Origin of the sequence: Scytonema hofmannii PCC 7110 (genome assembly GCF_000346485.2) — a bacterium.
GTDB lineage: Bacteria > Cyanobacteriota > Cyanobacteriia > Cyanobacteriales > Nostocaceae > Scytonema > Scytonema hofmannii.
Window position 1 is genome coordinate 7,712,821 of record NZ_KQ976354.1, and the last position, 24,831, is coordinate 7,737,651.

At 42.7% G+C, this 24,831-nt stretch carries 22 protein-coding genes; 14 read left to right on the forward strand and 8 right to left on the reverse strand.

Annotation, left to right across the window (positions count from 1 at the left end; translation table 11 throughout):
• Nucleotides 1-24 precede the first annotated feature (24 nt).
• Nucleotides 25-1,131 (reverse strand): type IV pilus assembly protein PilM, encoded by a 1,107-nt coding sequence (pilM, locus tag WA1_RS32325; RefSeq protein WP_017747356.1) that lies wholly within the window; start codon nt 1,129-1,131, stop codon nt 25-27.
• Nucleotides 1,132-1,286: 155 nt separating this feature from the next.
• Here pilM and WA1_RS32330 point away from each other — a divergent pair, with 155 nt between their 5' ends.
• Nucleotides 1,287-2,582, forward strand: a complete 1,296-nt coding sequence (locus tag WA1_RS32330) for an ABC transporter substrate-binding protein (protein WP_017747355.1) — start codon at nt 1,287-1,289, stop codon at nt 2,580-2,582.
• A gap of 84 nt (nt 2,583-2,666) precedes the next feature.
• Here the strand turns inward: WA1_RS32330 and WA1_RS32335 are convergent, their stop codons facing one another.
• The 4 genes from WA1_RS32335 to WA1_RS32350 form a co-directional block, all read right to left on the reverse strand.
• Nucleotides 2,667-3,020: a four helix bundle protein gene (locus tag WA1_RS32335; RefSeq protein WP_026135102.1), complete on the reverse strand. Its 354-nt coding sequence runs from the start codon at nt 3,018-3,020 to the stop codon at nt 2,667-2,669.
• 182 nt (nt 3,021-3,202) lie between these two features.
• On the reverse strand, nt 3,203-4,570 hold the full coding sequence (locus tag WA1_RS32340; RefSeq protein ID WP_026135101.1) for a bifunctional folylpolyglutamate synthase/dihydrofolate synthase: 1,368 nt from the start codon (nt 4,568-4,570) through the stop codon (nt 3,203-3,205).
• A 262-nt stretch (nt 4,571-4,832) separates the two neighbouring features.
• Nucleotides 4,833-4,958, reverse strand: a complete 126-nt coding sequence (locus tag WA1_RS32345) for a photosystem II protein Y (protein ID WP_017747352.1) — start codon at nt 4,956-4,958, stop codon at nt 4,833-4,835.
• A 166-nt stretch (nt 4,959-5,124) separates the two neighbouring features.
• The gene (locus WA1_RS32350) at nt 5,125-5,688 is read right to left on the reverse strand and encodes a gamma carbonic anhydrase family protein (RefSeq protein ID WP_017747351.1); all 564 of its coding nucleotides are present in this window, start codon (nt 5,686-5,688) and stop codon (nt 5,125-5,127) included.
• 197 nt (nt 5,689-5,885) lie between these two features.
• Between WA1_RS32350 and WA1_RS32355 the strand changes: the two genes are divergently transcribed.
• The 5 genes from WA1_RS32355 (at nt 5,886) to map (ending at nt 11,374) form a co-directional block, all read left to right on the forward strand.
• On the forward strand, nt 5,886-6,395 hold the full coding sequence (locus WA1_RS32355) for a TIGR02652 family protein (protein WP_017747350.1): 510 nt from the start codon (nt 5,886-5,888) through the stop codon (nt 6,393-6,395).
• 85 nt (nt 6,396-6,480) lie between these two features.
• Complete coding sequence (locus WA1_RS32360) at nt 6,481-6,924, forward strand: VOC family protein (protein WP_026135099.1); 444 nt, start codon at nt 6,481-6,483, stop codon at nt 6,922-6,924.
• Between the two features lie 131 nt (nt 6,925-7,055).
• On the forward strand, nt 7,056-9,929 hold the full coding sequence (locus tag WA1_RS32365) for a M16 family metallopeptidase (RefSeq protein ID WP_017747348.1): 2,874 nt from the start codon (nt 7,056-7,058) through the stop codon (nt 9,927-9,929).
• A 62-nt stretch (nt 9,930-9,991) separates the two neighbouring features.
• Nucleotides 9,992-10,441, forward strand: coding sequence for a cupredoxin domain-containing protein (locus WA1_RS32370; RefSeq protein ID WP_017747347.1), 450 nt, complete (start codon nt 9,992-9,994; stop codon nt 10,439-10,441).
• Between the two features lie 99 nt (nt 10,442-10,540).
• Nucleotides 10,541-11,374 carry a type I methionyl aminopeptidase gene (gene map / locus WA1_RS32375; protein WP_017747346.1) on the forward strand — a complete coding sequence of 278 codons (834 nt, stop codon included), beginning with the start codon at nt 10,541-10,543 and terminating at the stop codon, nt 11,372-11,374.
• A 278-nt stretch (nt 11,375-11,652) separates the two neighbouring features.
• Here map and WA1_RS32380 read toward each other — a convergent pair whose 3' ends face one another.
• The 3 genes from WA1_RS32380 to WA1_RS32390 all read right to left on the reverse strand — a co-directional run bounded on the left by WA1_RS32380 (nt 11,653) and on the right by WA1_RS32390 (nt 16,351).
• Nucleotides 11,653-12,825, reverse strand: coding sequence for a CO2 hydration protein (locus WA1_RS32380; protein WP_033336321.1), 1,173 nt, complete (start codon nt 12,823-12,825; stop codon nt 11,653-11,655).
• A gap of 157 nt (nt 12,826-12,982) precedes the next feature.
• Nucleotides 12,983-14,440 (reverse strand): NADH-quinone oxidoreductase subunit M, encoded by a 1,458-nt coding sequence (locus WA1_RS32385; protein ID WP_017747344.1) that lies wholly within the window; start codon nt 14,438-14,440, stop codon nt 12,983-12,985.
• A 54-nt stretch (nt 14,441-14,494) separates the two neighbouring features.
• The gene (locus tag WA1_RS32390; RefSeq protein WP_066613103.1) at nt 14,495-16,351 is read right to left on the reverse strand and encodes an NAD(P)H-quinone oxidoreductase subunit F; all 1,857 of its coding nucleotides are present in this window, start codon (nt 16,349-16,351) and stop codon (nt 14,495-14,497) included.
• Between the two features lie 627 nt (nt 16,352-16,978).
• On the opposite strand from WA1_RS32390, the gene WA1_RS32395 reads away from it, so the two are divergent.
• The 8 genes from WA1_RS32395 (at nt 16,979) to WA1_RS32430 (ending at nt 24,656) form a co-directional block, all read left to right on the forward strand.
• Complete coding sequence (locus tag WA1_RS32395) at nt 16,979-17,287, forward strand: carbon dioxide-concentrating mechanism protein CcmK (RefSeq protein WP_009457333.1); 309 nt, start codon at nt 16,979-16,981, stop codon at nt 17,285-17,287.
• Nucleotides 17,288-17,546: 259 nt separating this feature from the next.
• The gene (locus WA1_RS32400) at nt 17,547-17,894 is read left to right on the forward strand and encodes a carbon dioxide-concentrating mechanism protein CcmK (protein ID WP_017747342.1); all 348 of its coding nucleotides are present in this window, start codon (nt 17,547-17,549) and stop codon (nt 17,892-17,894) included.
• Nucleotides 17,895-17,900: 6 nt separating this feature from the next.
• Nucleotides 17,901-18,203: a beta-carboxysome shell vertex protein CcmL gene (locus tag WA1_RS32405; RefSeq protein WP_017747341.1), complete on the forward strand. Its 303-nt coding sequence runs from the start codon at nt 17,901-17,903 to the stop codon at nt 18,201-18,203.
• A gap of 153 nt (nt 18,204-18,356) precedes the next feature.
• Nucleotides 18,357-20,015, forward strand: coding sequence for a beta-carboxysome scaffolding protein CcmM (locus WA1_RS32410; RefSeq protein WP_026135098.1), 1,659 nt, complete (start codon nt 18,357-18,359; stop codon nt 20,013-20,015).
• 118 nt (nt 20,016-20,133) lie between these two features.
• A complete protein-coding gene (locus WA1_RS32415; protein ID WP_026135097.1) occupies nt 20,134-20,811 on the forward strand; it encodes a beta-carboxysome scaffolding protein CcmN in 678 nt (225 codons plus the stop codon).
• 175 nt (nt 20,812-20,986) lie between these two features.
• Complete coding sequence (locus WA1_RS32420) at nt 20,987-21,727, forward strand: beta-carboxysome assembly protein CcmO (protein WP_017747338.1); 741 nt, start codon at nt 20,987-20,989, stop codon at nt 21,725-21,727.
• A 183-nt stretch (nt 21,728-21,910) separates the two neighbouring features.
• Complete coding sequence (locus WA1_RS32425) at nt 21,911-22,861, forward strand: LysR family transcriptional regulator (protein WP_017747337.1); 951 nt, start codon at nt 21,911-21,913, stop codon at nt 22,859-22,861.
• 199 nt (nt 22,862-23,060) lie between these two features.
• Nucleotides 23,061-24,656, forward strand: a complete 1,596-nt coding sequence (locus WA1_RS32430; protein WP_017747336.1) for a mucoidy inhibitor MuiA family protein — start codon at nt 23,061-23,063, stop codon at nt 24,654-24,656.
• Nucleotides 24,657-24,831 lie beyond the last annotated feature (175 nt).

The following is a 24,831-nucleotide window of genomic DNA, read 5'->3' on the forward strand; positions in this document are numbered from 1 at the left end:
CAAAATCCACGCATCAAAAATCCTTTACACCTCTCTCATTCCCAAACCAAGCACAATACCCAAACCAGGGCGTTCTGATGCTGGGTATTTTTCCTCATCAACTAGTAATGATAATGCGCCTACCGGATCTATCTGAGAGGTCGGTAAACTCAATCTTTGTGTAAAGAACTCATCTAACTGCCCCAGTCCGCCTCCCGGTCCTGCTAGCATAATCTGTGCCACCTCCAGATTTTCACTTTGATTAAGATAAAAATCGATAGAACGGCGCAGTTCATCCGTCAGTTCTCCCAATACCCTGATAACAGCCGCCATACCAGGATTAATTTCAGTCACGCCAGTCTTCCCACCATCTACAGGAGTAGAAGGAATAGACATTCCTTGCAACAATTCCATATCTCGCGAGACAGGTAAATTCATTGTCTTTGATAAAGCAAGTTGCATTTGATAAGTCCCGATAGGTACGGTACGCGAAAATTGCGGTACACCGTTAACAACGATCGCAATTTCCGTACTATCAAATTCAATATCCACAAGCACGGCTGCTTCTTGCGGTCCATATTGTCGGAGTTGATCGCGGATTGTCCGAATCAGAGCAAAACTGTTAATTTCCAAAACATCAATTTGCAATCCTGCCTGTTCAAACGTACTAATATAGGTATCGGTAATTTCCTTGCGAGTTGCAACTAAAAGCACCTGAACCTTTTCAATACCGTCCTCATCTACAAAATACCCAAGTTTCTGATAATCTACATCAGCTTCCTCACGAGGATATGGTAAATACAAACCAGCCTCATGGTTAAGAACCATCTCCCGCAGTTCTTTATCATCCAACTCTGCAGGTACCGGTATGAGACGCACGATAGAATCACGTCCCGGTACAGAAGTCGCAACACGCGAAGCCTTAATCTTACTATCCGCCAATACCTGCTGAATCAATTGCGCCATTGTTGGCGGGTCAGTAATTTGACCATCAACCACCACACCTTCAGGAACAGGCACTGATATTAAATTTTCTAACTTTACACCTTGACCTTGCTTGCGGATTTGAGCTAAATTTACCCGTTGCGGAGCAATTTCTATCCCCACTCCACCCTTCGATTTACTAAATAGATTATTAAGTTGTTTAACCACAGGTTTACCACCGGAACACTAAGTAAAAAAATGAATAATATAAAAGATTAATATAAAGACCCCTCTTTCTCCCCCCGTTATATTACCTAAAAGTGTAAAAATGACCCTACTCCTACTCCCTACTCCCTACTCCCCACTCCCCATTTTCTAAACAAATGATTCAAATTCCAAAATTTAAAAAATTTACTGTTTGGTTACTATTCGGTTTATTAACAAGCTGGATTGTAAGTTGCGGGACGGCAAATATCAGCACAAATCCAAAACAGGCATCATCAGGAGCAGCAAACGTTGAGTTTTGGACAATGCAACTCCAACCTCAATTCACCGACTACTTCAAAAGCCTAATAGCATCCTTCGAGACACAAAATACCAGTATAAAAGTTACCTGGGTTGATATCCCTTGGACTGCAATGGAAAACAAAATTTTAACAGCAGTCTCTGCAAAAACGCCACCTGATGTTGTTAACTTAAATCCAGACTTTGCCTCTCAACTAGCAGGGCGAAATGCCTGGTTAGATTTAGATGCAAAAATCCCCGATGCGGTTCGTTCCTCCTACTTACCAAATATTTGGAAAGCCAGTACCCTCAATGGCAAAAGTTTTGGTATTCCCTGGTACCTCACCACGCGGTTAACCATTTATAACACCGATTTATTAAAACAGGCAGGTATTACTAAAACACCCGTCACGTACACTGAATTAGCACAAGTAGCGCAACAAGTTAAAGAAAAAACTGGTAAATACGCCTTTTTTACCACATTCGTGCCTCAAGACTCCGGTGAAGTTCTAGAATCCTTAGTACAAATGGGAGTCACCTTAGTAGATGCTCAAGGGAAAGCAGCCTTTAACTCCCCACAAGGCAAAGCAGCATTCCAATACTGGGTAGACTTATACAAAAAAGGGCTACTACCTAGAGAAGTGCTCACACAAGGACACCGCCACGCCATAGATTTGTATCAAGCAGGAGAAACAGCATTACTCTTTTCTGGTGGAGAGTTTTTAGAGACAGTCGGTAAAAACGCACCAACAATAGCCAAAGTTTCTGCAACTGCACCCCAAGTCACCGGTGAAAACGGCAAGAAAAATGTTGCTGTCATGAACGTTGTGATACCCAGAGACAGCAAACAACCTGACGCTGCCCTCAAATTTGCCCTATATCTTACCAACGACAACAACCAACTTACCTTTGCCAAAGCAGCAGGAGTACTTCCTTCTACAGTCAAATCACTTTCTGATAGTTACTTCAAAGATTTACCAGCCAACGCCTCAACTTTAGATAAAGCAAGAGTGATTAGCGCCCAAGAGTTGCAACAAGCTGAAGTTTTAACACCAAGATTAAAAGATATAAAACGTTTGCAAAAGACAATCTACGAAAACTTACAAGCAGCAATGCTAGGGGAGAAAACAGTAGATAAAGCTGTTGAGGATGCAGCAAGTGAGTGGAATCAGTGACCAGTGACCAGTGACCAGTGACCAGTGACCAGTGACCAGTGACCAGTGACCAGTGACCAGTGACCAGTGACCAGTGACCATTAACTAGTGGTTATCTGGTTTACTGGTCTTGAGTATACTCCAGAGCATTCTGCTAATTTCTTCAGCATCTTTATAAACACTTTCAAAGGCTTTTGGAGTAATGTATCCTGTATCTTTCAGTAAATAAAGCCAGTATTTAGTTTCTAAACATTCTTTATAAGCTATTGACATTTTAGCTCTAAAGTCTGCTTTGGATATAGCTCCATTCGCTTCGGCAATATTTGCACCAATAGAGGTTCCACTTCTTAGCAATTGTTTCGATAATACAAATTCTTTTTTTTCTTCACTAAGATGTTTATAGGCGTTAACCATCCTAATGGCAAATTTATAAGCCTTGTCATAAACTTTGCTGTTCACTAAACATACCAAATCCACTTTTGTAACCTCTTTGTAACCCAAGCAATCAGAGCATTGGTACATTAATCTCACGCAACTTGGGTTCTTTAAGTTAAATTAACAAAAGCAATTTTTTATACTTTAATCCTGAGAGTTTTTACTTATCATCCTATTGTACCGACATTCCAGTCACTGGTCACCGGTCACTGGTCACTGGTCACTGCTAAAAAATGTCCAACAAGATACAGCGAACCACACAAAATAACCAAGTTACTTTTTGATGAAGCAAAAGTTGCCTCTAAGGCTGAAGATAAATCTGGATAAGTACTGCAATCGCCCAACTCCGGGCAAACATCCCAAGCAATCTTAGCTAATTCATCAGGACGGGCTGTAATCGCATCTGGTACTGGAACAAGAAATAAGCGATCGCCAGATCGCAGTAAAATTTTGAAAATGTCCGCATGGTCTTTTTTTGCCAGCATTCCCACAATCCAATCGACTTGGATTTTGGATTTTGGGTTTTGGATTTTGGATCGGATTTCAGGGTTTGGAATTTCCCACTCCCCACTCCCCACTCCCCACTCCCCACTCCCCAGTTCATCAACATAATCGCGCAAAGCTCGAGCACCACCAATGTTATGAGCACCATCCAATAATAATTGATGATTTTTCCACGTCGTCCATTGAAGCCTTCCCAGCCACTTGGTTTTCGCCATCCCATTCAGAATGGCTTCCTCAGAAATTTTCCAACCTTGTGCTTGCAGAATTTCCACAGCAGCTAACGCTACAGCAGAGTTTTCCAACTGAACCTGTCCTTGTAACGGTAATGGATATTTGATGGATTTTGGATTTTGGATTTTGGATTTTGGATTTTGGATTTTCATCTCCCACTCAGCCCAACCAGGAGCAACTTGACGCGCAGGCTGAGGTGCAATGATAGGACATCCCAATTCTAAAGCACGCGATCGCACAACCTGTTCTGCATCTGGTGGCAACACCCCGATAATAGCTGGGCATCCAGGTTTAAAAATACCAGCTTTTTCGCGAGCAATATCGGTGAGATTGGGACCGAGTTTTTGCCAGTGGTCGCGACTGATAGAAGTAATAATAGTCACAAGAGGATTTGAGCAGACGTTAGTTGCATCCAAGCGACCTCCCAATCCCACCTCTATCACTGCCAGATCCACCTTTTGCCGTGCGAAATACAACCAAGCAGCAGCAGTAATCACCTCAAACTGAGTTGGAGATTGCTCTTCTGGGTCAATTACCTTTATCACTTCGACTAACAATTGGCAAAATTCTTCAGAAGAAATTGGTTGTTCGTTCAGACAAATGCGTTCCGTCCAATGAACCAAATGGGGTGAAGTGAACCGTCCCGTGCGATAACCAGCTTCACTCAGTATCGAAGAAAGGTAAGCACAAACCGATCCCTTCCCATTCGTACCAGTCACGTGAACAATTGGCACTTGATGATGGGGATTGCCCAAATTTGCCAGCAGTTTAAAAACGGAATCCAATCCGAGACGGACTCCAAAGTGATGAAAGGGTTTTAAGAGAGAGTCAATATCCACAAGAGTCAGTATGGGGAGTGCGGAGTGCGGGAGTGCGGAGTTGTAGAGACGCGCCATGGCGCGTCTGTGCGGGAGTTGGGAGTCGGGATTGCCATGCTTAAAGGTGACCTAACACCAATGTGACCTAACACCCCCTCTCCCCGTGGGAGAGGGGGTTGGGGGTGAGGGCTTTTTCATGCCTGGGAACAAGAAGATAAGCCAAACCGACTGTTTCCGTCTAGAAAAACAGTGGGAGCCACGTAGTTGAATTAATGAATCTACCTTAAGCTTCCTTATTTAAAAAGTTTTGCAATTGTCTTAAAGCAGCCGCACCAATGTTGAACACAGCCCAGCTAGCAGCAACCACGATTGGCGCTAAAACGATGACCACACGTAAATCAAGATCCATATCTAATCCTCTTTTAAGTAGAAATTAAAGTTTTATCAACTGCTCTCATTTTTATTTTTATCTGAAGTGGTCAACTTTTCTCAAATATTATGTAAAAAATATTTACAATTTTTGGATGCGTGGATTTTGGATGCGTGGATTTTGGATTGAGTATTCGTTATCACCTCTACTCCCTACTCCCTACTCCCCATTGCCCCTTATCCCCAGAGGGGGCCCCGAGTTCCCCACTCCCCTTCCCAGCATGAACCCAAGCTAACTTTTTGTAACGTTCAGCGTGTTCGAGGAGGTCTGCCGCTTCCGCTTCGGAAATTTGACGTATAACTTTACCAGGAACACCCACAACAAGAGACAAAGGTGGTACATTCTTTGTAACAACAGCACCCGCTCCAATAATGCTGCCTGCACCCACCCGCACTCCATCTAAAACAATCGCGCCAATGCCAATTAAACTGCCACGTTCAATGTAAGCGGAGTGTACCACAGCACGATGTCCTACGGTAACACGATCTTCTAAGATCGTTGGCTTACCAGGATCGCCGTGCAATACCGCTCCATCCTGAATATTGGTACATTCACCAATTTCTATGCGTTCTACATCTCCTCTAATGACTGCTCCATACCAAATGCTCACATCTGCTCCCACTTTAACTGAACCTATAACGACTGCATTCGCGGCGACAAAAGCCGCTTGAGAAAGATCGGGATCGGACCAGTAGGATGCGATAGACACGGTAGAATATTAAGTAGGGGACTCAGGTAATCTGAAGGAACTCCAACCTTAAAGTAGGTTGCAAAATTTTAGAATATCACGGTGTAGAGCCTAAGATAAAAGGTAACACTCAATCAATACCCAAATGAGGTGGAGCGGAAGTGTAAAAAAAAACAACGTTATAGGTAAAAAAAATATATGTTTTTGAGCACTTCATGATGAACCCAGGCTTGCAGTACCCTATATTTGGTCCCGAAATTCAGTGTCCCCACTGCCGTCAAACAATTCCGGCTTTGACACTAACAGATACATATTTATGTCCCCGGCATGGCGCTTTTGAAGCAAATCCCAAAAATGGAGAGTTAATCCATTTACAGTCAGGGCGTCATTGGCGCAGGTGGAATAGCGAATGGTATCGGCAACATACACATCCCGATGGCATTCGGTTTGAAATTCATGAAGCACTAGACAAGCTGTATACCCAAGGCTACCGAGCAACAAGGGTCATCATTGCTAGGCGCTATCAAGAATTGATGAGTGGCTACTTGGAACGGAGCACTCCCTGGCGTTCCGGACAATCGGAAACAACATCGGCTCGACTTTACGGTTTACCTGTAGAGTTTAGCCCCGAAGCGTCAGAAGAACCCTGTTGGGACGTCATCAATTTTGATTTGGAAAAAGAACCCGGCGTTCCAGTTCGCTATCCTTATTTCCGATTGTTTGAATAATGGTTAGTAGTTAGTGGTTAGTCGATAGTAGTAAAAACAACTAACAACTAACAACTAACAACTAACCACCAACCACTAACTCATGATGCACCACGCTTCTATTCGTACTGCGAATATTCATAGAGCGATCGCTTTCTACGAACAACTTGGCTTTACAGTTTGCGAACGCTTCACCACTGGTTATACCTTAGCTTGTTGGATGGAAGGGCTAGGAGGCAGAATCGAACTGATCCAAATCCCCCAACCCAAACCAGCTCCAGATGCTTTTGAAGACGAGCATTATGTTGGGTATTATCACTTATGTTTTGATGTAACCGATATCGCACCAGACTTACCCAGTTGGTTAACAGATTTAAAAGAACGTTTTATTATCGGGGCGCAAAATAACTCAGAAGCGTTACAACCACTGAAAGTTTTGTTAGAACCAACACAACAACAAATTGGGAACCGTATTTATGAAGTAACTTTTATTGCGGATACAGATGGTTTACCTTTAGAATTTATTCGTATTGTAGCTACACTCACCTAGTTGAACTTCCTATTTTTTGCCTGTAGAATATTTAACTCTCTACCAATTTGTTAAAGTAACAACGTGGTTAGAGGGATTAAGGTGTAGTCTACAAATCTGTAATCCAAGTTACAGATTTCTGAATAGAATATATGAGTGTGTTGCCGAAATCTTCTCGATATCGTTTTCAATTTTTACTATTGAGTGTTTTAATTACGGTGCTTTTACTCGGTAATGAATCAGCCTACAGCCAATTGATACAAAAAAATACATTGGTAAGTACACCTAAAACAACCATTTCTAAAGAAACATTATCTTCGTCACTGACAGAAAATGTCCAAAAGACAGTGCTGCAAAATGGTCTGACTGTCTTAACAAAAGAAGTCCACTCTAACCCAGTTGTAACCGTACAAGTTTGGTATAAAGTAGGCTCGCGGAATGAAGAATTTGGCTTGAATGGCATAGCCCACCAATTGGAGCATATGCTCTTTAGAGGGACAAAAAATCGTCCAATTCAATTTGGCAGATTATTTAGTGCTTTAGGCAGTGACTCCAATGCTTTCACAAGTCACGATCAAACAGCATATTATAACACAGCAGAACGCGATAAGCTTAAAGCTTTATTAATATTAGAAGCAGACAGAATGCAAAATTCTGTCATTGATAACACGCAACTAGCAAGCGAAAAGCGGGTTGTTATTTCTGAACTCCAAGGGTATGAAAACGAACCAGAATACAGATTGAGCCGTGCAGTGATGCAATCTGTATTTCCCAACCATCCTTACGGTTTACCAGTAGGTGGGACTAAAGACGATGTCCAAAAGTTTCAAACAAAGCAGGTGCAGAAGTACTATCAAAACTTCTATAGCCCCGATAATGCCGTATTAGTCATTGTTGGTGACTTCCAAACCGAACCAACTTTAAATTTAGTCAAAGAAATATTTGGGAAAATACCCAACACTCAAAATCCAAAATCCAAAATCCAAAATACCCCACCCTCAATCCAAAATCCAAAATCTAAAATCCAAAATACCCCACCCCCAATCCAAAATCCAAAATCCAAAATCCAAAATTCCATCGTTCTCCAAGAACAAGGCGCAACCGCACTACTACACGCAGTCTACCCATTACCAGACGTCAATCATCCAGATGTTCCTGCACTAGATGTAATGGACTATATTTTGACCGATGGACGAAATGCTCGCCTTTATCAAACACTGGTGGAATCGGGGTTGGCAAATGATGTTTCCGCATCTGTTGTCAGTTTGCTGGCGGGAGGCTGGTATGAATTATCACTGACGGCTTCTCCAAATCAAGACCTGAAAAAAATTGATTCTTTGCTAAAAGGTGCGATCGCAGAACTGATAAACAAAGGAGTCACGTCCGTTGAAGTGAACCGAGCAAAGGCGCAGTTAGAAGCATCTCTCATTCTTGGTAACCGAGATATTACTAGTCAAGGAATGCAACTCGGTAACGATGAAACAACTGCTGGTGATTATCAATACACAGGACGCTACTTAGCAGGCGTGCGTCAGGTGACAACAGCAGATGTACAGCGTGTTACCACAAAATATCTCCAACCAGAAGCGTGTGTAGTGGGATTTTTTGAACCAACTCAAGCCAAAGGAAAAGGAAAAGACAAAAGCAGTCAGCAAACCTCCACTCTAGTCGCCGAAAAGTTCTCATCAGAATTATCAGCAACAAAGGAAGAAGTAGAAAAATACTTACCATCTATTGATTTTTCCGAGCAAATTTCCGAGACTGCTGTCTCTGATGTATTGCCAGAACAATTCACATTACCCAATGGGCTGCGAGTATTGCTTTTTCCCGACCTGAGTTCACCTACAGTCACCCTAAGTGGTTACATTAAAGCAGGTAAAGAATTCGATCCTCACAATAAAGCAGGGCTTGCATCTCTTGTGGCAGAAAACTTAATGAATGGAACCAAAACAAAAGATGCTTTAACCCTAGCTAAAGTTTTAGACGACAGAGGAGCGAGTTTGGATTTTGAGACATTCCGTGAAGGTGTGCGGATTGAGGGGAGTTCGTTGGCATCTGATTTGCCCGTTTTAGTTCAAACTTTAGCAGAGACTGTCAAAAATGCGACTTTTCCAGTCAAAGAGTTAGAACTCAGTCGCAAACAAGCATTAATTGCCCTGAAGGAAGAATTAGATGACCCTTCGGAAGTTGCAGAAAGAACATTTGTTCAATCTGTTTATCCGGAAAAACACCCATTACACAAATTTCCCACAGAAAAAAGTCTGCGGCTCCTTAAACGTCAAGATGTTGTTGAATTTAAAGAAAAACACTACCGCCCAGATACAACAGTTCTCGCACTCTTAGGGAATTTTTCAGTCACTGAAGTAGAAGCACTGATTAAACAAGAGTTGGGAGATTGGAATACTATCGGTCAACCACCAGAATTAAAATACCCAAAAGTATCCCTTCCAGAAAAAGTGGTAAGCGTTAACCCAATTCTTCCCGGTAAAGCTCAAGCCATTACTTACATGGGTAATCAAGGGATTAACCGTAAAGACCCCCGATTCTACGCAGCCTTAGTGCTAAATCAGATTTTGGGAGGCGATACCTTATCCAGTCGGTTGGGGTCAGAAGTACGCGATCGCCAAGGTTTAACCTACGGAATTTACAGCAACTTTTTAGCAGGGAAAAATTCTGGAACATTTTTAATCGAGATGCAAACCAGCCCAGAAGATACCCTTCAAGCCATTGCCAGAACCCGTGAACTGCTACAACAGATCCATCAACAAGGTGTCACGACTGAGGAAATAGAAACAGCTAAACGAAATTTGATCGGCAATTACATTGTTTCTTTAGCAAATCCAGAGGAATTAGTCAATAGAATTTTGATGAATGAGGTCTATGGGTTAGATAAAGAAGAATTGCGTTCTTTCACAGCAAAAATTCAAGCAGTGTCAATTGAGGAAGTGAATCAAGCCGCTCGTGAGTTGCTTTATCCAGATAAAATTATTGTAGTCACAGCAGGACCAGTGACCAGTGACCAGTGACCAGTGACCAGTGACCAATAACAACTAACAACTAACAACTAACAACTAACAACTAACAACTAATGAGACCTTTTTTAGCGATCGCACTGCTTGTATGCTTTCTCATAGCAACTGCTGCTTCTGCTGAGGCAGCAGAGTCCCAAAATATACTCAAGCAACCAGTTATAGAGACTACAGTAAGTTTAAGTAATTCTGCCAATGAATATAAATTTGAACCAAACCATTTAGAATTTGAAACAAGAAAAAGATATAAACTTATACTTATAAATCCCAGTACGCAGAAACACTATTTTACAGCCAAGGATTTTGCTGACAGTATTTGGACGCAAAAAGTTGAAGCAGGTAACGTAGAAATTAAAGGAGCCATTCACGAACTCGAACTAAAACCAGAAGCAAAAGCAGAATGGGTTTTTGTTCCGTTAAAGCCGGGAACCTATAGTTTGCGCTGTCCTATAGCAGGACATACGGAAGCAGGAATGACAGGTGAGATTGTGATATTTGCTGAACATTGATACCAGAAAATAAGCTAACTTAGAGATATTAAGTAATGTTTCTCAATAGATAGAAGAATCATTGACACGTAGGCACTAGGCGCAAAAAACACAATTCTCATGAACATTCTCAGTCACCTGCTTTCTCAACCAGCTCAGAGCGATCGTCAAACTGAAAAAAAACAGCGTAGGGGAATTGAACTCAAATCCCCGCGTGAAGTAGAAATTATGCGGCAATCCGCAAAAATAGTGGCAACCGTACTGAAAGAAATTTCCGAGATGGTTAAGCCAGGGATGACCACAGCCGACTTAGATGCTCATGCGGAAAAGCGCATCCGGGAAATGGATGCAACGCCTAGCTTTAAAGGATACCATGGTTTTAAAGGTTCCATTTGTTCCAGTATTAACAATGAAGTTGTACACGGCATACCCAGTCCAAAAAAAGTTATTCGTGCTGGAGATGTCTTAAAAGTAGACACGGGTGCATATTATCAAGGTTTTCATGGCGATTCTTGCATTACAATTGCTGTTGGTGAGGTCACTCCAGAAGCTGCTCGCTTGATTCGTGTTGCCGAAGAAGCTCTTTACAAGGGCATTGAACAGGTTAAAGCAGGAAACTACCTCATGGATATTGCGGGAGCAATTGAAGATCACGTCAAAGCCAATAAATTTTGTGTAGTAGAGGATTTTACCGGACACGGTGTTGGTCGTAATTTACACGAAGAACCTTCCGTATTTAATTTCCGCACTCGCGATATGCCAAACGTCAAACTACGTGCTGGAATGACGCTGGCAATTGAGCCAATTTTGAATGCTGGCTCTAAGTTTACGCGGATCTTATCAGACCATTGGACAGCAGTCACGGTTGATAATTCTTTGTCGGCTCAGTTCGAGCATACCGTATTGGTAACAGAGACGGGTTACGAGATTTTAACAGACCGTACTCAGCTTTAACTAATTCGGGCAGAAGAGAAGATTTTAGGGACTTCCAAATAACAGAAATATCCCAAAATTTCTTGTGGTGCGGGCGTCCCCGCCCGCCACTCAATACTAATCGGATAAGCGGAAATTAGAACCCCGGTATCTCAAAGATACCGGGGTTCTGACAGATCAATTATCGTATCCCTTGCAGTATTGACCCGCCACTTATACAGGACAGGCGGGGACGCCCATCCCACAATACCAAAATATGGGAGAATTTATGTCCTGAAAACCTTGACCTTCTGCCTTCATTACACCTTCTGCGGTAGAGCCACCAGACAAAAACTAGACCCCTCGTTAAGCTCGGACAATCGCGAAGTCTTTAGCCTGTCAAGCCACTGTTGCAAATACAAGCGATTGGCTTGTTGCTCATCAGGATTTTTAGTATCCACAGGATAAGGCATAAGCCCCAAAATTGCTGCAGTCGTCACGCAGAACATAGACTTTTGGAAACTTATACAAATTTGTACCCGCAGATCGTCTTCTCCCCTGCGACTGCGACGATAAACTTCGTGCAAATACTCTGGGAGATAGTGACGCATATCCTGCATCAGCAAGGTGGGAGGAATCCCAGCACCTCCAATTGGCAAAGGATCTGCATATAATGCACCATATTGAAAGCGAGCTTGGTCAGGGGAAATTTGATAAGCTTGAGCATTATATGAAACTGTACCGAGGAAGGGTGTACCTCGGAAAAAGACTGCTTCTACATAAGGTATTGCTGTATCCGCTAGGAATGTTAACCCAATAGAAGCGGGGAGAAGATCGTAAACTTTATCTCGAATTTTGACTGAGTAGGTAATGGGTTTGTTAGCATCTGCTACCAACCCCGCTTTGATATGGTCTACAACTTCGGGAATAGACTGGATTTTTCCTTCATCGTAGAGATCAGATAAAGAGAGAAATATATCAGCCATGACACGCCAGAATTGCCCCAATGCGCTGTAGTAAGAGAAAACACGCATTTGTTCAATTAGGAAATCAGGAAATAATTGGTTTATTCCCAAAATGAAGGGATTGTTTTTAAATTTTGCAGCAATAACAGCTTGGACGTTCTCTTTAAACTCTACTGTATCTAAATATTCATCCAAGCCACCACCACCATGCCAAAGCATCGCTTTCATGCAATATTCGGCATATTCAAAATTAATGCGATCGTGCCACCAATGTTTTAGTAATTTATTAACAGAAAATTCCCCATTAAAGTATTTGAAAAAGGGGAAAAAAACCAAAAATTGATTTTCGGCAATGTAAATAAGATTTTTAGAATAGGCATCTAAAACGACACCATAACTTTTAAGAATACCAACGGCTTCTAGTAAATTCTCAGGAGTATTTGGCAGTAATGCTCCTCCTGCTTCCAACCGTTCAATATACTCAAATAATGGGTAATCGTTAGTAAGTTTTTTTTTAATGCCGATCATGTTTGATTGACTCCTAAAAATGAGGGGATTTTGGATTTTGGATTTTGGATTTTGGATTTTGGATTGGGAATTGGGAATTGGGAATTGGGCATTGGGCATTGGGCATTAGTTATCACCTCTGCTCCCTCACTCCCTACTCCCTACTCCCTACTCCCTACTAGAAACCAGCCATCATTGCTGCGATTGTCGATTCAGTCCAACGTGCTAACCAATTGGGTTGGATACCATAAATCACAATCAGTACTGCTAAAACAACTGCAGGCGCACGTTCTGCCCAAGAAACACGAGGTAAATTTGAAACTTGTGGGGACAAGCGTCCAAAAAAAGCACGGTTTGTGAGAAGCAAGAAGTAAACAGCCGTTAAACCCGTACCAATCATGGACACAAGGGTTTGTACAGGGAAAACCGTAAAACTACTGCGAAAAATGGTGAATTCAGAAATAAACCCAACCATACCGGGTTGGCCAGCACTTGCCATGACGCCCAAAACCATCAAACTCCCAATCACTGGCATTCCTCGTTCGGGATTGAGCAGTCCTCGGAGAGTGTCTAAGTCACGGCTACCGGCTTTTTTATAGACAATTCCCACAAGTAAAAACAGGAGTGCTGAAATTAACCCATGGCTGATCATTTGCAACACAGTTCCCAAAATACTGAGAGGTGTTGCTGCTGCGGCTGCTAAAAGCACGTAGCCCATGTGTCCAATGGAGCTATATGCCACCATTTTTTTCATATCTTTTTGGGCGATCGCACAAGATGAGCCATAAAGTACACTCACCACTGCCCAAATTGCCAATGCGGGGGCGAGATAATGCCAACCCTCTGGCAATAAGTACATTCCAAATCTCAGCAAACCATAAGTTCCCAATTTAAGCAGCACCCCAGCTAACAGTACTGAAACAGGTGTGGAAGCTTCAACGTGAGCATCGGGTAACCAAGTATGTAGAGGAACCAAGGGAATTTTGATACCAAAACCAATCAAAATTCCTAACAGCAAGAGAACTTGAGTTTCTAACGTCAAAGATTGGGTATTTATGGCATTTAGTGCAAAGCTAGAAGAACCGCTCAGCCAGACTATACCCAGAAAACTCGCTAAAATGATGATTCCAGAAACAGCAGTGTATATGAGAAATTTAGTAGCTGCATAGCCTCGTTTTTCTCCACCCCAAATTGCTATCAACAGGTATAGGGGAATGAGTTCTATTTCGTAAAACAGGAAAAAGAGCAGTAGATCTTGTGCAATAAAAGCTCCATTAACTCCAACATTTAAGACTAGGAGTAAGGAGTAGTAAAAGCGAGGACGACTAATTTCTGCATCGCTACTGTAGATGGCAATAATAGTTAGCAACCCATTCAAAAGTAACAACGGTAACGACAAACCATCTATTCCAAGACGATAGTTTAAACCCAGACTCTCTATCCAAGGCAAAAACTCGGTGAACTGTTGATGGACTTCTCCCAGGTTAAACAAACTTGCCAGTACTACTGCCCAAATGAAAGTAACACTTGCAATGACCAAAGCCAATGTACGGGAAGCTTTTGGAGTCATTCCAAAAGGTAAAAAACTGATTAATGCCGCACCTAGCAACGGCACCAAAATTAAAGCACTGAGCATAGGGATTAGGGGGTAGGGGATTAGGGGGTAGGGACGCAAGGCATTGCGCTCCTACTAAAAATGCCAGCTATTTAACAAACCTAATGACCAGCTAATTAGGAAACCTAAAAAACTGACACCAATGATGATGGTTAACAAATAACCTTGTGAACGACCTGATACACTGTACTTTAAAGATTGCCCGCTAAATATCGCTGCAAACCCTACTAGGTTGATAAAACCATCAACTAAATAGCGATCGCTCCAAGCAGAAAACCTAGAAAGCAATGCCACTGCACTGACTACTGTCACTCGATAAATTCGGTCAATGTAAAAGTCATAACCCAGTAAGTCTTGGACAAATCTCCATGCTAGAATTCTGGATCTTGACCAAGCTTTGTGCAGGTAAATACTTGACCCGATCGCGACCCCTACTAAGCTAGAAGACAATAAAATGGCTACTATGTACCAATTTATACTTTTTAATTCCGGAAGTAAGTACCATTGCTGTAGCATGATAGGAACTAACAAAGTCACTATGGTTAGTGCCACCATTGGAAGTGCCATTTGCCAAGCAACTTCTGGCGTGCGACGGGTTTTTGGTTGTGCTTCACCCCAAAAGACTAATCGGAAGACTCTTGTTAAATTTAATGCTGTTAAACCATTCACTAGTACTAAAATTCCAACGACCCAAGGGCTAACTAAAGCTAAACCATCAGCCCAGCCCAACATTGCCCAAAAGCTTCCCAACGGTAGCAGCGTTATCATACCGGCTGAACCAACCACAAACGCCGTGGTGGTTGCTGGCATTCGTGACCATAAACCACCCATTTCTGTCAAGTCTTGAGTGCTGGTGGTAAATATCACTGAACCAGAACTCATAAATAGCAGTGCTTTGGCAACGGCATGAGTGAATAGCAACATCAGCGCTACACCCCCTTGTTGCATCCCGACTGCCAAAAATGCCAACCCCATATATGCACTTGTGGAATGGGATAGCGATCGCTTAATGTCAATTTGGGCAATTGATACCAACGATGCACCCACTGCTGTCACGGTACCCATAATAATTAAAGCGTTTAGGGCAACTGGAGACAGTGCTAGAAGTGGCTGTAGTTTGTACAGTATGTAAGCCCCACCCGCTACGACCATTGAGTTTCGCATAACCGAAGCTGGGTTAGGACCTTCCATCGCTTCATCCAACCACAGGTGTAGGGGGAACTGAGCGCATTTACCAGCAGGTCCTGCTATTAATGCCAAACCTAATAAAGTTGACGTTACAGGGCTTAACTCAGCCGTTTGCGCCCATTCATATAAATCTGAGAAATTTAAGCTACCTGCCATGGCGGAAAGAGTCACCACTCCCATGAGTAGGAGTAAGTCTCCCACTCGCTTAGTCAAAAATGCATCTCGTGCAGCAGTTACTACCAGAGGTTGTGCGTACCAGAATCCAACCAACAAGTAGGTGGAAAGAGTCAGCATTTCCAAGAGGGCATAACTGAGAAATAAGGAATCGCTGATAGCTAACCCACTCAGTGCTGCTTCAAAAAATCCCATCAAGGCAAAGAAACGCGCCAATGCCCAGTCTTTCTCCATGTAACCAAGGGCGTAAGTTTGTGCCAGCAAGCTTACCCCGCCGATCATAACTATTGTGCCAACACTGACAGGAGAAATATCCAAAGCAAAGGACAAGTCAAAATCTACAGCCTTAAACCAGGTAAAGACAAAATTGTCTGGTTCCCTATTCCAGATCTCTACAAATAACACCAGACTGTGAACAAAAGCCACAACTGTTGTTAACAGGTTGAAATAAGCGGCTGGTCTGGGTCCTGTACGTTTAACAAGTCCCATTGCCCAAGGTAAGGTTAAAAGCGCACCTAATAACCCATAAAAAGGTATACACCAACTTGTTGAAAACAGAAACTCATTCATCTAAAGATTCCCTAGAAAACAATACTTTGATGATTTGATGAAACGATTTAATACCCCGACAATCTTGGATAATTCCCAATGGATTTTTCACTACGATTTTTTCATTTTCTCCCTCTAAGATCCAAAAAAAAGATAAGATCGTTGAAAAAACATAATTTTCCTACCCTTATTCAGTCCTTGTTTGTGAAATGAAATTGCTAATGACAAAAACCTAGTTTCTAAGGTAGATGATTAAAAATTATATATTTTCTTTATACAGTTTTTACACGGCTAGCGAAAAACGAGGAAAGACAGCAGAAGAGCAACCCCTCGTTTTTTGCCATTCCTCTTCGGATGGATTTTACTCTTCTACGAACCTGTCTTAGCCTATGTCATAAAAAAATTATAAAGCAGAAGTGGCTGCTCTAGGAATTTGTGAAGTTCGGTTGAGCAAAATCACCGTCCTGAATTTATGTTAAAATTTTCAAATCTTTTTTATTACAAACTATTATGGTAATTTATATTGCCAGAGGTGCAAAGCTTTTCTATGCTTAATTTGGATATGCTTTTCAGTCTCAAGATCGGCATCCCCATCTAGATTTTCGGATCTTCAGTACATATTGCAATAACTTATTCAGGAGTTCTGCGATGCCAATTGCAGTTGGAATGATTGAAACAAAGGGGTTTCCAGCGGTAGTGGAAGCTGCAGATGCGATGGTGAAAGCCGCTCGCGTCACTTTAGTAGGGTATGAAAAAATCGGCAGTGCTCGGGTTACTGTAATCGTTCGCGGAGATGTATCTGAAGTCCAAGCTTCAGTGGCTGCGGGAGTTGAAGCAGCCAGAAGAGTTAATGGCGGTGAGGTTGTATCCACTCACATTATTGCCCGTCCCCACGAAAACTTAGAATACGTCTTGCCCATCCGCTACACCGAAGCCGTGGAGCAATTCCGTACCTAAGAATTTTGGATTTTGGATGAGTGGATTTTGGATGAGTGGATTGGCTCACTGGAGCGTTAAGCCAGTATCCTAAAACTGGGTAAAAAAACTGGTTTCTGCCTAGAGCGCCAGTCCAGTATGAAGCTTGACTCACGACCAAGTCGGTCAATAGTACAGAAGCTAGTTGTGAGATCCAGAACCTTCAATCTAAAATCCAAAATCTAAAATCTAAAATCCATAAGTTTTGTGTTCATTTTTTAAGTACAGAGGAACAAAATTCATGTCAATCGCAGTAGGAATGGTAGAAACGCTGGGCTTTCCAGCTGTTGTAGAAGCAGCAGATGCAATGGTAAAAGCAGCTCGTGTGACCTTAGTAGGGTATGAGAAAATTGGAAGTGGTCGCGTAACGGTTATTGTTCGGGGGGATGTTTCGGAAGTACAAGCTTCTGTTTCTGCTGGAGTTGAATCCGTAAAGCGAGTCAATGGCGGACAAGTTCTGTCCACACACATCATTGCTCGCCCCCACGAAAATTTGGAGTATGTTCTGCCTATTCGATACACCGAAGATGTAGAACAATTCCGCGAGAATGTTAATGCGATTCGTCCTTTTGGTGGTAGAAGACCATAACGTGTAATGCAAATTGCAAGAGTTCGCGGCACAGTAGTTAGCACGCAAAAAGATCCAAGTCTTAGGGGTGTCAAACTACTGCTGTTGCAATTGGTAGATGAAGAAGGGCGTATTCAGCAAGAATACGAGGTAGCAGCTGATAGTGTGGGTGCTGGAGTAGATGAGTGGGTACTAGTTTGTCGTGGCAGTGCTGCCCGTCAAATTTTAGGAAATGAGCAACGTCCTGTAGATGCAGCCGTCGTGGCAATAATTGATACAGTCCACGTTGAAGATCGGCTGATTTACAGCAAGAAGGATCAGTATAGGTAGTTAGTGGTTAGTGGTTAGTGGTTAGTAGTTAGTGGTTAGTGGTTAGTGGTTTGATATTTAACAACCACAACTAACAACCAACAACTAACAAATAACAACTAACAAATAACAACTAACAACTAACCAAGAACATTAGAGGAGGAATTAAGCGTGATAGTAGTTGGCAGCACGGCAGCACCCCCAACCCCGTGGTCAAGAAATTTAGCTGAGCCGAAAATCCATGAAAGTGCATTTGTACACTCTTTTTCCAACGTTATTGGAGATGTACATATCGGTGCCAATGTAATTATTGCACCAGGCACTTTTGTTCGGGCAGATGAGGGTACGCCTTTTTATATAGGTGAAAACACTAACCTACAGGATGGTGTGGTTGTTCATGGATTGGAGCAAGGACGGATCGTTGGTGATGACCAAAATGAGTATTCGGTATGGATTGGTAGCAATGCTTCTATTACTCATATGGCTCTCATTCACGGACCTGCCTATGTTGGAGACAATTGCTTTATCGGCTTTCGCTCAACAGTATTTAACGCTAGGGTAGGGGCAGGCTGCATTGTCATGATGCACGCTTTGATCCAAGAGGTGGAAATTCCTCCCGGTAAGTACGTACCTTCTGGAGCTATAATTACTACTCAGCAACAAGCAGATCGCTTACCGGATGTGCAAGACCAAGATAAGCACTTTGCCCACCATGTTGTAGGGATTAACCAGGCTTTGCGATCTGGCTATCTTTGTGCTGCAGATAGTAAGTGTATTAGAAGAGTTAGAGATGAGTTAGATAATTCTTATACAAGCAACGGTGTTAACGGATTAGAAAGGAGTAATGACGTGGCGAGCAGTAGCTTGGGTGCTGAAACAGTAGAACAGGTACGCTACCTGTTGGAGCAAGGGTACAAGATTGGCACAGAGCATGTAGACCAAAGACGGTTCCGCACAGGCTCTTGGCAAAGTTGTCAACCCATAGAAGCGAGATCCGTTGGAGAAGCGATCGCAGTTTTGGAAGGTTGTCTGAGAGATCACTCAGGAGAATATGTACGCCTGTTTGGTATTGACCCCAATGGCAAACGGCGCGTGTTGGAGACGATAATACAACGTCCGGATGGAGTTGCAAACCCATCTTCTACTTTTAAGGCTCCTACTACATCAACGAGCAATAGCAGCTACAACGGCAATGGCAACAGTACAAGCACGAGTAGCAACAAAATTAACGGCGATATTACACAGCAAATCAGCCAGTTATTAAACCAGGGTTTCAAAATTGGCATGGAACACGTGGATGAGCGTCGCTTCCGCACGGGTTCTTGGCAAAGCTGTAGCCCTGTGAATGCAACAAGTACAAGAGAGGTCATTGCTGCATTAGAAGAATGTATGAGATCTCACCAAGGCGAGTACGTGCGGCTGATTGGGATTGACCCCAAAGCCAAGCGTCGGGTATTAGAAACCATCATTCAAAGACCGGGCGCTCCAGTTTCTTCAATTAGCTCCTCCAGTTCAGGATTTAGTGCATCTTCCTCCAGCCACTCCACAGCAACTGCATCGGCTACCAGTACCCGTTTAAGTTCTGAAGTCGTTGACCAGCTGCGACAGCTAATTGCCAGTGGATATAAAATTAGTGCAGAACACGTAGATCAACGGCGATTCCGTACTGGTTCTTGGTCTAGCTGCGGACAGATTGAAGCTAATTCCGCATCAAAAGCAGCATCAGCATTGGAAGCTTTCCTGACAGAGTATCCAGGAGAATACGTGCGCTTAGTTGGCATTGACCCCAACGCTAAGCGCCGTGTCACAGAGGTGATTATTCAACGTCCGTAAGGTAGGGAGTAGGAATTTTAGATTTTAGATTTTGGATTTTAGATTGAATCCAAAATCCAAAATCCAAAATCCAAAATCATTCCTCCCCCTCGATCAAAATTTAGAGGTTACAGTTACCATGTCAGTGCCACCACTGCGCCTAAGAGATAGCTTTGATTCTTATATTGGTGGCGAGGTGGTTATTCATCCAAGTGCTGTCATTGCACCTGGTGTGATACTCCAAGCGGCTCCAAACAGCAAAATTATTATCGGTTCGGGGGTCTGTATTGGAATGGGGTCAATTCTCCAAGTCCATGAAGGAACCTTAGAGGTAGAAGCGGGCGCAAGCCTTGGCTCTGGGTTCTTAATGATTGGACAAGGCAAAATAGGAGCAAATGCCTGTATAGGAGCAGCAACAACAGTTTTTAATTGTTCTGTTGACTCCGGACAAGTTGTTGCTGCTGGTTCGGTTATTGGAGATAGCAGCCGCCGCATGACTGTATCTGCCGAACTGATTGGTGATACAAAAGAGCCACAACTGTCTGCAAGTCATCCAAGTTCAAGTAGTACAGAGTTAGAGCCTGGAAAGAAAGAACAGGAAGAGAAAGAGACAGGGGGACAAGAAAAGGCTTCATCTCCCGATTCATTAAGCGAGCAACCCCATCAACGGGAACCTCCCTCAAGCGCTGAACCCTCTACTTCCACAACAGAAGAAACTTCTACCAATTCATCAACTACTATTGGCACCTTTATTTACGGACAAGAAAACATACAACGGCTAATGGTTACATTGTTTCCCCACAAAAAAAATCCTTAAGCTACGCTAGAAGTACATGACGGTCACGCTGAAGAAGTGCTAATTATTGTGTGTAAGCAATGAAAGTGCAACTCACAACGATTCGGGGTTGCGGTTAATCCCAAAAGACTCCGAATCACTCCAATTTTTGGGTACTTGGTATTTAAACGCATATAATTAGAGATTGACAAAGAAAATGCAGTCATCATACCGTCAAGACGACTTCAAAGATACTGCTTTAGGGCTGGTATCTACTGAAAGTTTTCCGGCAATAGTCGGTATAGCAGATAATATGTTGAAATCTGCAGGGGTTCACCTGGTTGGATATGAAAAAATAGGCGGCGGTTATTGTACTGCTATTGTCAGAGGTGCGATCGCGGATGTACGTTTGGCGGTAGAGACTGGAGTTCAAGTTGGCGAACAAATGCACCAACAAGTTTCTAGCCTAGTCCTTGCCCGACCTTTCCCCAACTTGGAAGTGATACTACCTATTTCCAAACGCTTTAGCGTACTTTCACAAGGGGATGGCTACAGTCGTTTGAGCAACCAAGCCATAGGTTTGGTAGAAACGCGGGGTTTTCCAGCAATGGTGGGAGCTGCGGATGCAATGCTCAAAGCTGCTGATGTCCAATTAGCAGCCTATGAAAAAATTGGTGCGGGTTTGTGTACGGCTATTATTCGAGGCTCTGTTGCGAATGTAGTCGTAGCAGTAGAAGTTGGGATGTACGAAGCAGAACGCATTGGGGAATTAAATGCAGTCATGGTTATTCCCAGACCATTAGATGAATTGGAGGAAACCTTACCAGTGGCTAGTTGTTGGATAGAGGAACGTCAACCTTTCAATTTGCCAATCAGTTTCAAGGAACAAATTGCAGAAGTAGAACTTTTGGAGTTACCAGACTTAGCCGAATTACCCATGAAAGTGACAGAAGAATAACCAGTGACCAGTGACCAGTGATCGGTGACCAGTGATCGGTGACCAGTGATCGGTGACCAGTGACCAATGACCATTTTTATCTATAATATATGACTCATAACTTTTACTATCAGAATGCTGCATCAATCATAGGTATTCAGTGATACTAGATTTATATCTATTGTTATTAGAGGAGAATACCCCTTGAACCAAGCAACGCTGCATCAGTTGAAAGTGTTCGAGGCTGCAGCTCGTCATGGGAGCTTTACTCGTGCTGCTGAAGAATTATTTCTTACCCAGCCCACCGTCTCCATGCAGATCAAGCAACTGACAAAATCGGTGGGATTGCCATTATTTGAGCAAGTCGGGAAGCGCTTGTATCTGACAGAAGCTGGTCGCGAACTGTTCGCCACTTGTCGGCAAATTTTTGAGACAATCTCTCAATTTGAAATGAAAGTGGCAGATTTAAAAGGGCTGAAGCGAGGACAATTGCGTCTGGCTGTCATCACCACAGCAAAATATTTTATTCCACGCTTACTTGGTCCGTTTTGTCAACTCTATCCTGGGATTGATATTGCCCTGCAAGTGACAAATCACGAAGGCATTCTAGAACGCATGGTCGGTAATCTGGATGACTTGTATATCATGAGTCAAGTTCCCGAACATTTGGATGTCAGTTACCAACCCTTTTTACCTAATCCTCTCGTTGTTTTAGCACCAATCAATCATCCTTTGGCAGGTGAAAAGAATATTCCTGTTCAACGTCTTTCTGAAGAACCTTTTATTATGCGCGAACCTGGTTCGGGTACGCGGCGAGCCGTGCAGAAGTTATTTGATGAGCAGGGAGTGACAGTAAAAGTCAAACTAGAATTGGGAAGTAATGAGGCGATAAAGCAGGCGATCGCAGGTGGTTTGGGAATTTCCGTTCTCTCCCGACACACCTTAATTGATGGCAAAGATTTAACTGTTTTGGATGTGGAACATTTCCCCATTCAACGGAATTGGTACATGGTTTATCCTGCAGGAAAACAGCTATCTATCGTTGCTCGTACTTATTTTGAGTATTTGTTAGAAGCTGCAAAGCAATTTTCGGATCGAACTGTTGACTTTAGTTATACTGTGGTCAATGAGAGCGAACTGAAAGTGGAATTTTAAAACCTTGTGACCTAGTTACAATTCTTCAAGCTCCTCTTTAACCGTGCAAAGGGAGCGATTCTTCGACTGTCGTTCAAAATCTTTCTTAAACACAAAATATATATTTGAAAAAAGAATGTGACAGATAGTTGGGTGAAATTAAGTCTTAGCAAGGCTTTCTCAATCTAAAATCCACTCATCCACGCATCTAAAATCCAAAATGACAGCAGTAGAAACTGAAATTATTGCAGTGACAGTTTACACTGACCAAGCTCTAGTAACAAGGCAGGGTGTTGTCACGCTTACAGGACTTGAACGGGAATTAATCGTTACCAAATTACCAAATACTTTAGATACAGAATCGGTCAGAGTCAGTGGTATGGGTACGGTGACGGTACGCTTATCACAAGTAAGCGTAGAAAGAGTCTTCACATCCGAACCAGCAACAAGGCAGCTTGTACAATTGAAGGGGCAAATTCAGCAAATGGAAGCAGAATGGCGCTTTTTACAAGCCCAAATTGATGCTTTGGATTTGCAATCTAAGTTTCTAGAGGGTTTGCGCGAAAAAACAGAAGAACCTTTCGCACAGAGTTTGTCACGCAAAAATCTCAGCCCTAGCGAAACTTTGGATTTTTTGAACTTTTTGGGAAGTCAATATGCCGAGTATGCGATCGCTACAGGAGATTACCAGGTTCAACAGCAAGAACTAGACAAGCAGTTAGAAGTTCTCCGCCAACAGATGCAACAACTCCAAACCTCTCATGGTCAAGAAAATTTTTGCTTGACTATAGCGGTAGAACCTGCTGGTGCGGGTGACTTTGAGTTAGAGGTGTCCTATGTAGTCCTAAATGCTAGTTGGGTGCCACTTTACGATCTAGCAGTCAATACCAACAGTCATTCCCTCAACCTCAACTATTTAGCAGAAGTCAGCCAAAGTACTGGAGAAGATTGGATTGGTGTTACCTTAACCCTCTCCACTGCCAAACCAGGGCTGGGAACGTTACCACCCAAAGCAGAACCTTGGTTTATAGATGTCCCAAGTCCTCCAGAAAATCTCCTGCGTGCAAGAGCCATGCACCGACTCACGCCGGGAGTGGCTATGGCATCTTCTACTACAGAAAATAATTATACCGATACTGAGCAATTAGAAGAAAACTTTGTTCAAGCCGAAAGCGTTATGGCAGAAATTTCCAGAGAAGGAAGTGCCGTTAGTTTTAAATTAAATAGTAGCGGTCATATTCCCAGTGACGGCGCACCTCATAAAACGACAATTTTTAACGATGACTATCCCTGTCAGTTTGAGTATATAGCCGCACCGCGTTTGGTAAGCTTCGCCTATCTACAAGCGAACGTGAAGAACATCACAAATGGTGCCACTTTACTAGCAGGCAAAGCAAATATTTTTCGAGACAATACCTTTGTAGGAACAACTCGATTAGAAAATACTGCACTCGGTCAAGAGTTCAAGCTAAACTTGGGCATTGATGAAAGTTTAAATATTGAGCGTGACTTAGTTGAGCGTCAAGTCGATAAAAAGCTAATAGGTAACAATCGCAGGATTACTTACGGTTATCGGATTATCATTACCAATTTATTGAATCAAGAAATTTATTTAAAACTCACCGAACAACTGCCAGTTAGCCGTAACGAGCAGGTCAAAGTTCGCCTCACACGCAGCAATCCGCAAATTCAACTAGGTGAAATGGGGATATTGGAATGGGCTTTGACTCTGCCACCTGAAGCAAAGCGAGAGATATATTACCAGTTTACTGTAGAACATCCACCTGAATTGTCAGTTCAAGGTTTAGGTGTTTGAGATTTTACAGCAATTTTGAGATTAATAAACAACATCTTGTTGTATCTTGTGGGGCGGGCGTCCTCGCCCGCTCTCTTGTTTGTCTAAAACGCTCTCTTGTCTAAAACGCTCTCTTGTCTAAAACGCTCTCTTGTCTAAAACGCTCTCTTGTCTAAAACGCTCTCTTGTCTAAAAC